This window comes from Aeromonas sp. S2(2024) (assembly GCF_041402505.1).
GTDB lineage: Bacteria > Pseudomonadota > Gammaproteobacteria > Enterobacterales > Aeromonadaceae > Aeromonas > Aeromonas media.
Genome location: NZ_JBGLRL010000003.1, coordinates 47146 through 62189 on the forward strand (window position 1 = coordinate 47146; position 15044 = coordinate 62189).

Consider the following 15044-nt stretch of genomic DNA (forward strand, 5'->3'; position numbering starts at 1 on the left):
CACAACCGACCACGGGGGCCGGTCACTATTTATCGGGTATCAGAGGCGCTTGGCACTGATCACGTCGTTGAGCTGGCTGAGCTTGGCCAAGGCCCTGTTGAAGGCGTTGATGTTGTAGATCTCCAGCTCCATGTCGATCTCGGCGGTCTGCTCACGCACGTTGGAGCGCGAGCGCACCCCCATCACGTTGATCTTCTCGTTGGCCAGCACGGTCGTGATGTCCCGCAGCAGGCCGGATCTGTCGTTGGAGAGGATGCGGATGGTGAGACCATAACCACCGGAGTAGTTCTCCCCCCAGACCGCATCGATCAGTCGCTCCGGGTTGCGGCGAGAGAGCTCTTTCAGCTGTTCGCAATCCTCCCGGTGGATGGAGACGCCGCGGCCCATGGTGATGAAACCCTGGATGGAGTCCCCCGGGATGGGCTGGCAGCAGCGGGCAATGTGGGTCATCAGATTGCCGACCCCTTCCACTACGATGTGATCCTTGGCCTTGGGGCGGAAGGGCGCATTGGCCTTCTGCTCCAGCTTCTCCAGCAGGCGGCGGTCTTCTTCCTCCGCCGTCGGCTTGTTGTAACGGGTGTCGAGGTAGTTGAGCAGCTGGTTGATGCGGATGTCGCCGCTGCCGATCCCGGCCAGCAGATCCTCCAGCTCCTCCGCATGGAAGCGTTCCAGCACCACCTTGTCCACCTTGGAGAGCGTCAGGTTGTGCCTGTCCAGCTCCTTCTCCAGCAGCTCCTTGCCGGCGGCAATGTTCTTGTCCCGATCCAGCTTTCTGAACCAGGTCGCCACCTTGGCCCGCGCCCGGCTGGAGCGCAGGAAGCCCGCATTGGGGTTCATCCAGTCGCGGCTCGGGTTCGGCTCCTTCTGGGTGATCACCTCCACCTGATCGCCGGTCTGCAGCGTGTAGGTAAAGGGCACAATGCGGCCATCCACCTTGGTCCCGATGCAGCGGTGGCCGATCATGCTGTGGACGTGATAGGCGAAATCGAGCGGGGTGGCCCCCGCCGGCAGGTCGATGACGTCCCCCTTGGGGGTGAATACATAGACCCTGTCCTCGAACACCTGACTGCGCAGATCGTCCAGCAGGGAGCCGCTTTCGGAGAGATCCTCCTGCCAGGCGAGGAGCTTGCGCAGCCACTCGATCTTGTCTTCGAAGGTACTGGTCTTGGCGGCGGCCTGAGCCCCTTCCTTGTAGCGCCAGTGAGCCGCGACGCCGAGTTCGGCATCCTGATGCATCTGCTCGGTGCGGATCTGGATCTCCACCGTCTTCCCCTCCTCCCCCACCACCACTGTGTGGATGGACTGGTAGCCGTTGGGCTTGGGGTTGGCGACATAGTCGTCAAACTCGCGGGGAATATGGTGGAAATGGGTGTGAACTATGCCAAGAGCCGCATAGCAATCCTGCAGCCGCTTGGTGATCACCCGCACCGCACGCACGTCAAACAACTCGTTGAATTCGAGGTGCTTCTTCTGCATCTTGCGCCAGATGCTGTAGATGTGTTTCGGGCGGCCATAGACTTCGGCCTCGACCCCGGCCTCCGCCAGCGCATCGCGCAGGGACTGCACGAACTCGCGGATGTAGCGCTCCCGATCGAGTCGTTTCTCGTCGAGCTGCTTGGCGATCTGCTTGTAGGTATCCGGGTGCAGGTAACGGAAGGCGAGATCTTCGAGCTCCCACTTGAGCTGACCTATGCCGAGGCGGTTGGCGAGCGGCGCATAGATGTTGGTGATCTCCTGGGCCATCAGCACCCGGGTCTCCTCATCCGCCAGCTTGGCTTCCCGCAGGCAGGCGATCCGCTCCGCCAGCTTGATGACGACAGCTCGCACATCCTCCACCATGGCGAGCAACATGCGGCGCACGTTGTCCACCTGCTCCGGGGAGGTCTCGCTACGGTGCAGGGTCTGCAGAGAGCGGATGGCCTCCATCTCCAGCACCCCTTCCACCAGCTTGGCGATCTTGGGACCGAAGTCCTCGTTCACCTTCTCCTGCTTGATGAGGCCGGCTTCGACGAAGGGATAGAGAATGGCCGATTTGAGGGTGGCGAGATCCATGCTGAGCATCAGCAGTATGCCCACCATCTCGACGCCACGCACCAGCAGGCGGTTGGTGAGCGCCTCGTCGCCAAGCGTCAGACAGTACTGGTAGACGGTTCGCAGTTGATTCTTGTCGCTTTCACTCAGGGTAAGGGAACTGACCCACTCCTCCAGAGTGAAATTGTCTTTCAAATGAATTTCGCGCACCGCAACCATGGTATCAATCCTTAAAATTATGGGGCCGAAAGCCGATGCTTTCTGCCATCCCCTCATCAGCTGATGACTGCCTCAAATGGGGATGCGCGGGAGAGTTTTCAAGGCATGTTGCCGATCCCGGCAACAGGTTTCTCTCGCACATCAGGCCCATTTTTGCAGATCTAGATTACCCTAATCACCCCTGCGCAAACAGCGCTACCGGCATCGGAAGACCGACAAAACGCAGCACCGGCAATCTCAAAACAGCCTGCTCAATCCCGTTCAAACAGCGCCATGGACTCCAGATGACCGGTGTGGGGGAACATGTCCAGCATCCCCAGGCGAGCCAGTCGATAACCCCCCTTCACCAGCACCTGGCTGTCCCGGGCCAGGGTGACAGGGTTACAGGAAACATAGACCACCCGCTTGGGCGAAAGTGCCGCCACGTGGCTCATGACTTCCAGCGCCCCGGGCCGGGCCGGATCCAGCAACACCAGATCGAAGCCTTCCCGCGCCCAGGACATGCCGACGATGTCGCCGCTCAAATCCGCTTTGTAGAAACGGGCGTTGTCGATGCCGTTGCGACGGGCGTTCTCCTCGGCACGGGCCACCATGGCAAGCTCCCCCTCGACTCCCACCACTTCACGGGCCTGACGGGCCAGCGGCAGGGTGAAGTTGCCGATGCCGCAGAAGAGATCCAGCACCTTGTCGTCCTTGGTCGCCCCCAGCCACGTCAGCGCCTGGGTCACCATGCTCTGGTTGATGGGGCCGTTGACCTGAATGAAGTCGCCAGGGGCGAATGCAAGAGACAGGCCATCGAGGGTGTAGCTCGGCTGAAATTGTTGACGCAGGGGTTCGATGCGCTCATCCGCCGCCTGCAGATAGAGGTCGATCCCCTGGGCCTCGGCAAATGCCACCAGCAGGGCGCGATCCGCCTCGTTGGGGCGACCTGTGTGGCGCAGCAGCATCATGATGCCCTGTTCGGCCTGGATGAGCTCCGCATGCCCCAGCTCGCGCTGGCTCTTCAAACGATTGAGGCACTCGCGCAGCGGGGTGATGAGGGCAGAGAGGGGGTCGGCCAGCACGGGGCAGCCCGCCACCTCCACTAGGTCATTGGATTGACGGCGGCGGAACCCCACACGAGTGCAGCGACCGTTCTTGTCAAACTTGATGGCGAGACGGCAGACCCGGCGATAGCTGCGGGACTCTCCCTTGAGCACGGGCTCGAGCGCCGGTGCCTTGATGTTGCCAAGGCGCTCGAACAGGCTGACCAGCCCGGCCTCCTTGACCGCCTGCTGATCCGCTTCGCCGAGGTGCTGGGCACTGCAACCGCCGCACTCGCGATAATGGGGGCAGAAGGGATCGATGCGATTGGCCGCCGGGGTCACTATCTGTTGCAGGGCGGCGTGGGCATATTGCTTCTTGTCATCGACGATGCGAGCCTTGATCAGCTCACCGGGGAGTGCCCCTTCGACAAAGATGGCCTTGCCCTGATGACGGCCGACACCGACACAGTGGTGATCCAGACTGTCTATCGTAAATTCAATACGTTGGGGCTGGGTTGATTTCTTTTGGGGCTTGAAAAACTGGGCCATAAAACTTGGTGCCTATAGGTGGCTATGTCATGATTGTGGAATCTGCAGCAGGCCATTGTCCCACAAGAATAATAGTATGGCCAAATGCGGCCTGAGGGCCCGAGCTGCAGCCTCTGCCCCATTGCCCAATCTGACCATAAGTGGCCCATTGATATGACAGGATACGGCCTGAGCGCCCGTACGGTGACATCGCCTGTATTGCCAGCCCTCCCCCTGCGCCCACACGCTCCCGGGGCTATGGTCTGCATCATGTTTGCCGGCGGTTTATCAGCATGACCAAGTACGGCCTCAGAGCCCGTGTACTGGCATTTACCATATTGCCAACCCTGATCATCGGCGGCCTGATCGCCGGTTACTTTACCTTCCACCGCTACCATCAGCTGGAAAACAACCTGATCGATCAGGGCATCAACATCATAGAGCCCCTGGCCATCGCCAGTGAATACGGCATGACCCAGCACAGCCGTGAGTCGCTCAAGCGGCTGATCGGGCTGACCCATCGCAAGAACTCCCCCTTCATCAAGTCCATCGCCGTCTTCACCCAGGACAACCAGCTGTTCGTGACGTCCAACTACCACAGGGACTTCAGCCAGCTGCGCCTGCCCGATGGCAGCGCCATCCCGGCGCTGACCAGCGTCTCTTTCAACGGCGATGACATCATCTTGCGCACCCCCATCCAGGCCGAGACCAGCCTGGACGGCTTCCCCCTGCCGAGCGATCTGGAGCCGCCTGTCATCGGCTACATCTCCATGCAGCTCGCCACCGACAGGGCCATCGTCCTGCAGTATCGCGACGCCTTCTTCGCGGTGATCATCGTGCTCATCGGCCTCGCCATAAGTACCCTGTTTGGCTTTCGCCTGGTCAAGAGCGTGACCCAGCCCATCACCGACATGGTGCAGGCTGTGCACAGGATCAGGGAGGGTCGCCTCGATACCCGGGTCAGCGGTCAGCTCACCGGCGAGCTGGACATGCTGAAGAACGGCATCAATGCCATGGCCAAGGCGCTCTCCGAATACCATGAAGAGATGCAGCAGAACATCGATCAGGCGACCTCGGATCTGCGAGAGACGCTCGAGCAGATAGAGATCCAGAACGTCGAGCTCGACATGGCGAAGAAGCGGGCTCAGGAGGCGGCGCGGGTCAAATCCGAGTTCCTGGCCAACATGTCCCACGAGCTGCGCACCCCACTCAACGGCGTCATCGGCTTCACCCGCCAGTTGCTCAAAACCAGCCTGACACCGAGTCAAACCGACTACATGCAGACCATAGAGAAGTCGGCGCGCAACCTGCTCGGCATCATCAACGACATCCTCGACTTCTCCAAACTGGAGGCGGGCAAGCTGCAGCTCGAGCATATACCGTTCAGCCTGCGCGACACCCTCAACGAGACCATGCACCTGCTGGGGCCGAGTGCCCATGACAAGCAACTTGAGCTCTCCTTGCAGGTAGACGCCGCCGTGCCGGATTATCTCACCGGCGACCCCATGCGCCTGCAACAGGTGCTGACCAACCTCACCGGCAACGCCATCAAGTTCACCGAGCGCGGCAACGTGGATGTGCGCGTCGAGCAGACCGGGGCCCCCAACGGCAGCAAGGTTCGCCTGCGGGTGCTCATCCGGGATACCGGCATCGGCATCTCGGAAGAGCAGCAGCGCCAGTTGTTCCAGGCCTTCAATCAGGCCGACTCCTCCATCTCCCGCCGCTATGGCGGCACCGGGCTCGGGCTCGTCATCACCCAGAAGCTGGTGCAGCAGATGGGTGGTCAGATCCGGTTCGAGTCCGAGCTTGGCAAAGGCTCCGTCTTCTCGTTCAATCTGGAGCTGGAGGTCTCTCCCCTACCCCAGACCGAGCGGCTCCCGCTGGATCGCATCCTGGGCAAGCGGGTCTGGCTGCTGGAGCCGGACCCCTTCACCCACGCCTCCCTGCTCTCCCTGCTGGCCGAATGGCAGCTGGACGTGCAGTCGCTGACCATGGCAGACGGCTGGCCGGAGATGGGCAGCCAGGACATGGTGATCATCGGCGGCAGTACCCTGCATACCCCGCAACAGGTGATAGCCCGTCTCGATGGCCTCAGCGGGCAACAGAACACCATAGTGCTGCTCAGCAGCCACGAGCCGGCGCTCTATGACGCCATGCTGGCCCATGGCGCCGCCCACTGCCTTTCCAAGCCCATCAACCATCGCAAACTGCTGCACGCCCTGCTCTCCCCCGAAGCGGCCAGGCGAACGCCGCTGCCCGCGCCGACGCCTCGCCGGGTGCAAGCCGTCAAGGTGCTGGCGGTGGATGACAATGCGGCCAACCTCAAGCTCATCGCCGCCATGCTCAAGGAGATGGTGACCGAGGTGGTGGTGTGCAAGAACGGCAAGGAGGCGGTCAACCTGGCGCAGAGCCAGCCGTTCGACATCATCTTCATGGATATCCAGATGCCCGTCATGGATGGCATCAGCGCCACCCAGGCTATTCGGCATCACTCCCTCAACACCGAGACCCCCATCGTCGCGGTCACCGCCCATGCCATCCCGGGTGAACGAGAGCGGCTGATCCGCCAAGGCATGGACGACTACCTGTCCAAGCCCATCGACGAGGGCATGCTGGCACAGCTCATCACCGACTTCGCCCACAGGCGTCATCAGAACCAGGGGGATCAACAGATAGACTGGGCCCTGGCGGTGCGCCAGGCGGCGGGCAAAGAGGCACTCGCCAAAGAGATGCTGACCATGTTGCTGGCCAGCTTCGACGAGGTGGAGCCCATGCTGGAAGCCGCGTTGACGGGCGGAGTGGAGGATGACGAGGTGCTGGCCCAGCTCCATCGCCTCAACGGCGGCTGTGCCTACTCCGGGGTGCCCGGCCTGCAACGCCTGCTCTCCCAGCTCGAGCAGCAGCTGCGCGACGGTGTGGCCGTCAGCGATCTCGAGCCCGAATTGCTGGAGCTGCAAGATGCCCTGGAGCAGGTGAAGCGGGAGGCCCCTCGCTACCTCTCCCCGGCCGAGTGAGGCGCTTTTTCTGACTGCGAGGCCCGCAGATGGTAAAATCGCGCCGTTTCCACAGGAGTCAACATGACCAACAACGATATTCTGCGCCGCCTGCGCTACGCCCTTACCATCAGCAACGATCAGATGGTCGAGATGTTTGCCAAGGGCAACCTGACCGTCACCCACGCCCAGCTCCACAGCTGGTTGCTGAAAGAGGCAGCGGAAGGGGAAGAGCAGGACCCGGGCTTTGTCCCTTGCCCGGACGCGGCACTGAGCCAGTTCCTCGACGGCTTCATCGTCGTGCGCCGCGGTGTGCGGGAAGATGCCCCGCCCCAGGTGATCCCGAACCGGATCAACAACAACCTGATCCTGCGCAAGCTGCGCATCGGCCTCAACTACAAGGAAGAAGACATGCTGGGCACCCTCAAGCTCGCCAACTTCAACCTCTCCAAGTCCGAGCTGAGCGCCCTGTTCCGCGCCAAGGATCACAAGCACTATCAGGATTGCGGGGATCAGATCCTGCGCAACTTCCTCATCGGCCTCACCGCCAAGTACAGGTCCGAACCATGAGCCCGCGCGCGCGCGTCACCGCCAGACGGCGCGCCTGAGCCATGGGCCAGCGCGCCTGCCCCCCGTCATTCCGCCTGGGCGGCAGGCCGCGCTGGCCATCCCTGTTTTCCTGTTCCCCCTGGCCAGGTAAATGCCGCACCAGCTTGCTGTCACTCAGCCTGTTGCTGGGGCTTGGCGCCTGCCAACCGGCACCTTATGAGCTATCCACCCGCCATACCAGTGCCAACCAGAATGAACGTATCGCCTTTCTGATCCTCCACTACACCGACGAGGATGACGCCCGCTCCCTGCGCCTGCTGACTGAACCCGAACACAAGGTGAGTGCCCACTACCTGATCCCCCGCGACACCGACGAACGGCCGCTTCCCGTCTACCAACTGGTGCCCGACAGCCAGCGCGCCTGGCACGCCGGTCGCAGCCGCTGGCATCAGTATGCCGGGCTCAATGCCAGCTCGCTGGGCATCGAGATAGTCAATCTGGGCTATGACGAGAAAGAAGCGGCCCTCCCCGCTCACCTGAGGCACTGGCAACCCTACACCCGGGCCCAGATCGCCGCCCTTGGCGCCCTCAGCCAGGAGCTGGTTCAGCGCTACCACATTCCCCCCACCCAGGTGCTGGCCCACAGCGACATCGCCCCCGAACGCAAGCAGGATCCCGGCCCTCACTTCCCCTGGCGCGAGCTGGCCCTGCACCATGGCGTTGGCGCCTGGCCCGACGAGGCCAGAGTAGCCGAGCTGCGCCAGCAGCCGCCCCCCGTCTGGAATGCCCTCGCCTGGCAGCAGCAGCTCGCCCGCTACGGCTACGGTATCCTGCCGAGTGGCGCCTGGGATGAGCAGAGCCGCGCCGCAATGCGTGCCTTCCAGCTCCATTTCCGAGCCACCCTGGTCAGCGGCGAACCGGACGCCGAGTGTCAGGCCATCCTTATGGCGTTGCTCGAGCGCTACTTTCCCGAGCAGGGCTGAGCCCCCTCCCCCGAAAACAACAAGGGACGCCGAGGCGTCCCTTGTCTGTGCGATGCAGCCAAACCGGCATCAGATCCCCTGACGAGCTTCCTGCATCAGCAGGCGCATGTCGCTCACGGCCTTGGCCAGACCGTCGAAGGCGGCGCGGCCTATGATGGCGTGACCGATGTTGAGCTCATAAAGCTCGGGAATGGCGGCGATGGCCTTGACGTTGTGGTAATGCAGGCCATGGCCGGCATTGACCTTCAAGCCCTTGCCGGCGGCATAGGAGGCGCCGGCGGCGATGCGCTTGAACTCGGCGTTGCGCTCCGCATCCGTGGTGGCATCAGCATAGCGGCCGGTGTGGATCTCGATAAAGGGGGCACCACTCTCGGCGGCCGCATCGATCTGGATGGGGTCGGCGTCGATGAAGAGCGACACCTGGGCACCGACGGCGGCGAGGCGGGTCACCGCATCGGTCACCTTGTCCAGTTGACCGGCGACGTCCAGGCCGCCCTCAGTGGTCACCTCGGTGCGCTTCTCCGGTACCAGGCAGACGAACTGGGGCTTGATGCGGCAAGCGATGCCGATCATCTCCTCGGTCACCGCCATCTCCAGGTTCATCCTGGTCTGGATGGTCTGGCGCAGTATCTCCACGTCGCGGTCGGTGATGTGGCGGCGATCTTCACGCAGGTGAACCGTAATGCCATCGGCACCGGCCTGCTCGGCCACGAAGGCGGCCTGGACAGGATCCGGATACTGGGTGCCGCGGGCATTGCGCAGGGTGGCGATATGGTCGATGTTCACACCCAGGTAGATTTCACTCATTGAGGACTCCTTGAAACTCTTCATCTGTTGACTGCGCGGTCAGTGAATCACTCCGCGCCAATATCCATATGTCTGTAATCTGTGTCAGCCTTGCATGCTGGCTTTACGCTTTAAAAACAGCTCCCGGCTCTTGAGCTGGCGTTTGCCAAGATAGGGCTGCAGCGCCAGCCGGCTGAAACGCTTGGCCGCCTGCAGCAAGGGAGGGGTATCGAATCGCCCCTCGGCGAAGGCCAGCAGGTGGGCGCCGAGGAACAGGGTACGGGGATCCGGCGCCCGCTCGCAAGCGACAAAGCCGAGCTCCCGCTCGAAGCCGTAGAGCAGATCGGGCTGGATCGGGGTGTCGTCGTCGGCGGCATATTCGAAATCCACCGCATAACCGAGCGCCTTCAGCAGCAGGAACTCGAAGCGGCGCAGGGGCAGCTCCGGCGTCTCGCCGTCCGCCAGCGCCATCAGGGCACGGGCATAGGCATCGAACACCTCGGGGAAGGGGGTATGGGCTTCGAGCAGGTAGTAGACCAGCTCGTTGAGATAGAGGCCGTAGAAGAGGCGATCGCCGCCGAGTCGCAGGGAGTGATCCGGGCATTCGACCTGGGCGAGGTTCTTGAGATCTCCCTTGCCACGCCAGCTCATGGTGAGCAGGGTGAAGGGTTGCAGCAGCCCCTTCAGAGGGGAGCGCGGCCCGCGGGAACCGCGAGCCACCAGGGTAAATCGGCCACTATCCTGGGTGAAGACCTCGACCAGCTGGCTGGTCTCCCGATAGGGCCGACTGTGGATGACGAAAGCCGGGTTCAGCAATCCGCCATTACCTATCAAAACCTGTCCACGCTCTGTCACGAGAGGCCGTCAGCAAGGTAAAGAGCAGCGCAGGAACCGGAGTGTGTAAACACACATGAGGATTCCGAGCAGCGCATGAGCCTTGATCATGGCCTCGCAGTAAGCGCGTGCACAGGTTCTTAGTCATCGCCGTAACCGAGACTGCGCAGGGCGCGCTCGTCATCGGCCCAGCCGGACTTGACCTTGACCCACAGCTCCAGGTGCACCTTGTTCTGGAACAGTCGTTCCATGTCGAGGCGCGCTTCGGTACCTATGGTCTTGATCTTCTCGCCCTTGTTGCCGATGACCATCTTCTTCTGGCCATCGCGCTCCACCAGGATCAGGCCATGGATGTGGTAGAGGCCATTCTCTTCCACCTTGAAGCGCTCGATCTCCACCGTCACCGAGTAGGGCAGCTCCTCGCCAGTGAAACGCATCAGCTTCTCGCGGATAATCTCGGAGGCCATGAAGCGGGACGAACGGTCGGTCACGTAGTCTTCCGGGAAGAAGTGAACGTTCTCCGGCAGCAACGGCTTGGCCCACTCGCGGATCTTCTCCACGTTGGTGCCCTTCTCGGCACTGATGGGCAGGATGTGGGCAAAGTTCATCTGCTGGCCCAGCCACTCCAGGTGGGGCAGCAGATCTTCTTTCTCTTTGACGTTGTCGATCTTGTTGACCGCCAGCACTACAGGGCACTTGAGGTGGCGCAACTTGCCGAGCACCATCTCGTCGTCCTTGGTCCAGTGGGTACCGTCGACCATGAACACCACCATGGCTACGTCCCCCAGGGAACTGGTGGCGGCGCGGTTCATCAGGCGGTTGATGGCCCGCTTCTCTTCGATGTGCAGACCCGGGGTATCCACATAGATGGTCTGGTAGTTATCCTCGGTGTCTATCCCCAGGATCCGGTGACGGGTGGTCTGGGGCTTCTTCGAGGTGATGCTGACCTTCTGGCCAAGCAGCTTGTTGAGCAGGGTGGACTTGCCCACGTTGGGGCGGCCCACGATGGCGACAAAGCCGCAGTAGGTAGTATCTGTCATGACAGTTTTTCCAATGCTTGCTGCGCCGCGGCCTGTTCGGCCTTGCGGCGGCTGGTGCCGACCCCGACCAGCGGACCATCCAGACCATCTACGTCACACTGGACGGTGAACTCCTGGTTGTGGGCTTCGCCCTTGACGTTGGTCACTGTGTAGGTCGGCAGGGATTTGCGGCTTCCCTGCAAAATTTCCTGCAGTCGGGTCTTGGGATCCTTCTGCTCGATGCCGGGACGAATCTCGTCCAGGCGGCTGGCGTACCAGCTAAGCAACAGGGTCCGCACCCGCTCCAGATCGGTATCCAGATAGACGGCGCCGATCACCGCCTCGACCGTGTCGGCAAGGATCGACTCGCGACGGAACCCGCCGCTTTTCAGCTCGCCGGGCCCCAGGATCAGGTGATCCCCGAGGTCAAACTCCCGACCGAGTTCGGCCAGGGTCTTCTCCCGCACCAGGGTGGCGCGCATCCGGCTGAGATCCCCTTCCGCCGCTTGCGGGAAGCGGTGGAAGAGATCATCGGCAATCACCAGACTCAGGATGGAGTCCCCCAGAAATTCCAGTCGCTCATTGTGACGGGAACCGGCGCTGCGGTGGGTCAGCGCCCGGGTCAGCAGCTCTTGATCCTGAAAGACATGCCCGAGACGGGACTGCAGTCTGTTCATCTTGATATTCATTTACTTAATTCCGCCAATGCGGTTGAAGCGCACACCGGTCGGCACCCAGCCTGGCAAGCTGGATCCTTCCTCGCGCTCAAATTCGAAACTGATCCAGATGGCGACCGCCTTGCCCACCAGGTTCTGCTCGGGCACGAAGCCCCAGAAACGACTGTCGGTACTGTTGTCGCGGTTGTCACCCATCACGAAATAGTGGCCTTCCGGCACCACCCACTCATCCGGGTAGGTGCCCGGCTGGCGATAGTAGCGATCCACCAGGTCCGGCATCAGGGGGTTGCGCAGGGTCTCGTGAGAGACGGTTCCCAGCTGTTCGGTGTAGCGATCCAGCGGGATCCCCATCTGGCTGAACTCCCCCCGTTGCTCGAACTTGACGTCGAGCTTCTTGAAACCCGGGCACGTTTTCCCTTCCTGTTCATCGCACTTGGGCCGGATCATCAGCTCCTTGTTGCGATAGATCACCCGATCGCCCGGCATGCCGACCACCCGCTTGATGTAATCCACCCGGGTATCCAGCGGATACTTGAACACCACCACGTCGCCACGCTCGGGAGAACCCGTCTCGAGGAACTTGGTGTTGGTCACGGGATCACGCAGGCCGTAGGCGAACTTCTCCACCAGGATGAAGTCGCCCACCAACAGGGTGGGCATCATGGAACCAGACGGGATCTGGAACGGCTCGAAGATGAAGGAACGCAGGATCAGCACCAGCGCGATGACCGGGAAGACACCGCCGGTCTGCTCGATCCAGACCGGCATGGGGGCCACCTTGGCCAGGGTCTTCTCGTCAATGTTCGAGCCGGCGCTGGCACGTGCGGCCGCAATCTTGGCCGCCCGCTGCTTGGACCAGACCAGCTTGTCGACTGTCCAGATGATGCCGGTCAGCAGGGTGACAATGGCCAGGATCAGGGAAAAGGTGCTTGCCATCGATTAATCCTTTCCGACGTGGAGAATGGCGAGGAAGGCCTCTTGCGGCACGTCGACACGGCCCAGGGACTTCATCCGCTTCTTGCCTTCTTTCTGCTTGTTCAGCAGCTTTTTCTTCCGGCTCACGTCACCGCCGTAGCACTTGGCGGTCACGTCCTTGCGCAGGGCCTTGACCGTGCTGCGGGCAATGATCTGGTTACCGATGGAGGCCTGAATCGCGATGTCGAACATCTGGCGCGGGATCAGCTCACGCATCTTCTCCACCACCTGGCGACCGCGATACTGGGCGTTCTCCTTGTGGGTGATGATGGCCAGGGCATCGACGCGCTCACCGTTGATCATGATGTCGAGGCGCACCATCTCGGAGGTCTCGAAGCGCTTGAAGCCGTAATCCAGGGAGGCGTAGCCGCGACTGGTGGATTTCAGGCGGTCGAAGAAATCGAGCACCACTTCCGCCATCGGGATCTCATAGGTCAGCGCCACCTGCTTGCCGTGATAGACCATGTTGGTCTGCACGCCACGCTTCTCGATACAGAGGGTGATCACGTTGCCCATGTACTCTTGCGGCAGCAGGATGTTGCACTCGGCGATGGGCTCGCGCATCTCTTTGATGTTGTTGACCGGAGGCATTGCAGCCGGGCTGTCGATGTGGATGGTCTCGCCGTTGTTCAGCTCGATTTCATACACTACGGTCGGTGCCGTGGTGATGAGGTCCAGGTCGTATTCCCGCTCCAGACGCTCCTGGATGATCTCCATGTGCAGCATGCCGAGGAAGCCACAACGGAAGCCGAAGCCCAGCGCGGTGGAGCTTTCCGGCTCGAAGAACAGGGAGGCATCGTTCAGGGAGAGCTTGTCGAGGGCGTCACGGAACGACTCGTAGTCATCGCTGGAGATGGGGAACAGACCGGCATAGACCTGTGGCTTCACCTTCTTGAAGCCGGCCAGCGCCTTGTCGGCACCGTTCTTGGCCTGCGTCAGGGTATCGCCCACCGGAGCGCCGTGGATGTCCTTGATACCGCAGACAACCCAACCTACCTCGCCGCAACCCAGCCCCATGGTATCCACCTGCTTGGGGGTGAAGATACCGATGCGATCCACGCCCCACACCTGACCGGTGCTCATCACCTTGATCTTGTCGTTCTTCTTGAGGGAACCGTTCTTGATGCGCACCAGGGAGACGACGCCCAGGTAGGAGTCGAACCAGGAGTCGATGATCAGCGCCTGCAGCGGGGCATCCGGATCACCTTCCGGTGCCGGAATGCGGGCCACTATCTCTTCCAGCACCAGATCGACACCCAGACCGGTCTTGGCGGAGCAACGCACCGCATCCACCGCGTCTATGCCGACGATGTCCTCGATCTCTTCCGCGACCCGCTCGGGTTCTGCGGCAGGCAGATCGATCTTGTTCAGGATCGGCACCACTTCCAGCTCCATCTCCATGGCGGTGTAGCAGTTGGCCAGAGTCTGTGCCTCAACCCCCTGACCGGCATCCACCACCAGCAGAGCCCCTTCACAGGCCGCCAGGGAGCGAGAAACCTCGTAGGAGAAATCCACGTGGCCCGGGGTGTCGATAAAGTTCAGCTGATAGGTGTTACCGTCTTGTGCCTGGTAGTTCAGGGTCACACTCTGTGCTTTGATGGTAATGCCGCGCTCGCGCTCCAGATCCATGGAGTCAAGCACCTGAGCCTGCATCTCGCGGTCGGACAGGCCGCCACAAGTCTGGATCAGACGGTCCGACAGGGTCGATTTACCGTGGTCGATGTGCGCAATAATCGAAAAGTTACGAATGTGTTTCATCGAGCAAGAATCACTCAAAATTAAGTTAGGGTCGGATATGAGGGCAGGATTTTACTGGATAACCAGGTCGACGGCCAATCTTTAGTCGGCGGGCACCAGAAATAGCGCCTTGTCTGGCGGGCCCTCGGCACCAAAACGGCGGCGACGGAGCCAGAAAAGGGTAACGCCGCTCAGGAGAGGTGACGGGTATTGAGTACCACGCCGAGCATGCGGGGACCATATTCCCCTTGCTCGAGCCGGGCAGAAAAGTAACGAACCAGTAAAAATCCGATGGTGCCACCGAGCAAGCAACTGAGGATGGTGACGCCCTCCCCCGCCGACAGCAGCGGCGCCAACCAGAGCTGGCCGAGCAGGGCACCGAGTAGCAGGCAGAACAGCGGCAGCACATAAACCAGGGCCGCGCCGCGCAGGATACTCGCCTGGGGAATGCCAAGCCTGATTTGCTGACCGACCAGAACCTCGGCGGTCAGCGCCACCCGCAGTCGCTGCGACTTCAGGGGAAAGGCCTTGGCGACTGTGCCGGTACCGCAATTGGACTGCTGGTGGCAGCCGCTGCAGGCTGAACGCCGTTCACACTCCACCCAGGCAAAAGCCCCCTCGACGGCCACCACGGTTGCCAGCTCTTCGCTCATGTTACTCACAAGATGACTCCAGACGAACGGCTATG

Annotated in this window: 12 protein-coding genes; 3 read left to right on the plus strand and 9 right to left on the minus strand. The window is 61.7% G+C overall.

Annotated features, from left to right (window positions below; translation table 11 throughout):
* Nucleotides 1–39 precede the first annotated feature (39 nt).
* The gene (relA, locus tag ACB039_RS04370; protein WP_005332770.1) at nt 40–2250 is read right to left on the minus strand and encodes a GTP diphosphokinase; all 2211 of its coding nucleotides are present in this window, start codon (nt 2248–2250) and stop codon (nt 40–42) included.
* Nucleotides 2251–2501: 251 nt separating this feature from the next.
* A complete protein-coding gene (rlmD, locus tag ACB039_RS04375; protein WP_005332772.1) occupies nt 2502–3824 on the minus strand; it encodes a 23S rRNA (uracil(1939)-C(5))-methyltransferase RlmD in 1323 nt (440 codons plus the stop codon).
* A 272-nt stretch (nt 3825–4096) separates the two neighbouring features.
* Here rlmD and barA point away from each other — a divergent pair, with 272 nt between their 5' ends.
* The 3 genes from barA to ACB039_RS04390 all read left to right on the plus strand — a co-directional run bounded on the left by barA (nt 4097) and on the right by ACB039_RS04390 (nt 8328).
* Nucleotides 4097–6817: a two-component sensor histidine kinase BarA gene (barA, locus tag ACB039_RS04380; protein ID WP_371165204.1), complete on the plus strand. Its 2721-nt coding sequence runs from the start codon at nt 4097–4099 to the stop codon at nt 6815–6817.
* Between the two features lie 63 nt (nt 6818–6880).
* Entirely contained in the window at nt 6881–7366 is a 486-nt protein-coding gene (locus tag ACB039_RS04385; RefSeq protein ID WP_005332775.1) for a DUF1456 family protein, read from the plus strand.
* A 41-nt stretch (nt 7367–7407) separates the two neighbouring features.
* Nucleotides 7408–8328 (plus strand): N-acetylmuramoyl-L-alanine amidase, encoded by a 921-nt coding sequence (locus ACB039_RS04390; protein ID WP_371165205.1) that lies wholly within the window; start codon nt 7408–7410, stop codon nt 8326–8328.
* Nucleotides 8329–8397: 69 nt separating this feature from the next.
* Here ACB039_RS04390 and pdxJ read toward each other — a convergent pair whose 3' ends face one another.
* From pdxJ to ACB039_RS04425, 7 genes are all read right to left on the minus strand, one after another.
* Complete coding sequence (gene pdxJ, locus ACB039_RS04395) at nt 8398–9135, minus strand: pyridoxine 5'-phosphate synthase (RefSeq protein WP_041205039.1); 738 nt, start codon at nt 9133–9135, stop codon at nt 8398–8400.
* A gap of 84 nt (nt 9136–9219) precedes the next feature.
* Nucleotides 9220–9930, minus strand: coding sequence for a DNA repair protein RecO (gene recO, locus ACB039_RS04400; RefSeq protein WP_371165206.1), 711 nt, complete (start codon nt 9928–9930; stop codon nt 9220–9222).
* A 158-nt stretch (nt 9931–10088) separates the two neighbouring features.
* Complete coding sequence (era, locus tag ACB039_RS04405) at nt 10089–10988, minus strand: GTPase Era (RefSeq protein WP_043128418.1); 900 nt, start codon at nt 10986–10988, stop codon at nt 10089–10091.
* Complete coding sequence (gene rnc, locus ACB039_RS04410; RefSeq protein ID WP_182786461.1) at nt 10985–11656, minus strand: ribonuclease III; 672 nt, start codon at nt 11654–11656, stop codon at nt 10985–10987. The genes era and rnc overlap by 4 nt, the downstream gene beginning before the upstream one ends.
* Nucleotides 11657–12580, minus strand: coding sequence for a signal peptidase I (gene lepB, locus ACB039_RS04415; protein ID WP_371165207.1), 924 nt, complete (start codon nt 12578–12580; stop codon nt 11657–11659).
* Between the two features lie 3 nt (nt 12581–12583).
* Nucleotides 12584–14377 carry a translation elongation factor 4 gene (gene lepA / locus ACB039_RS04420; RefSeq protein ID WP_025328260.1) on the minus strand — a complete coding sequence of 598 codons (1794 nt, stop codon included), beginning with the start codon at nt 14375–14377 and terminating at the stop codon, nt 12584–12586.
* A 170-nt stretch (nt 14378–14547) separates the two neighbouring features.
* Nucleotides 14548–15009 carry a SoxR reducing system RseC family protein gene (locus tag ACB039_RS04425; protein WP_005332785.1) on the minus strand — a complete coding sequence of 154 codons (462 nt, stop codon included), beginning with the start codon at nt 15007–15009 and terminating at the stop codon, nt 14548–14550.
* Nucleotides 15010–15044: the final 35 nt, after the last annotated feature.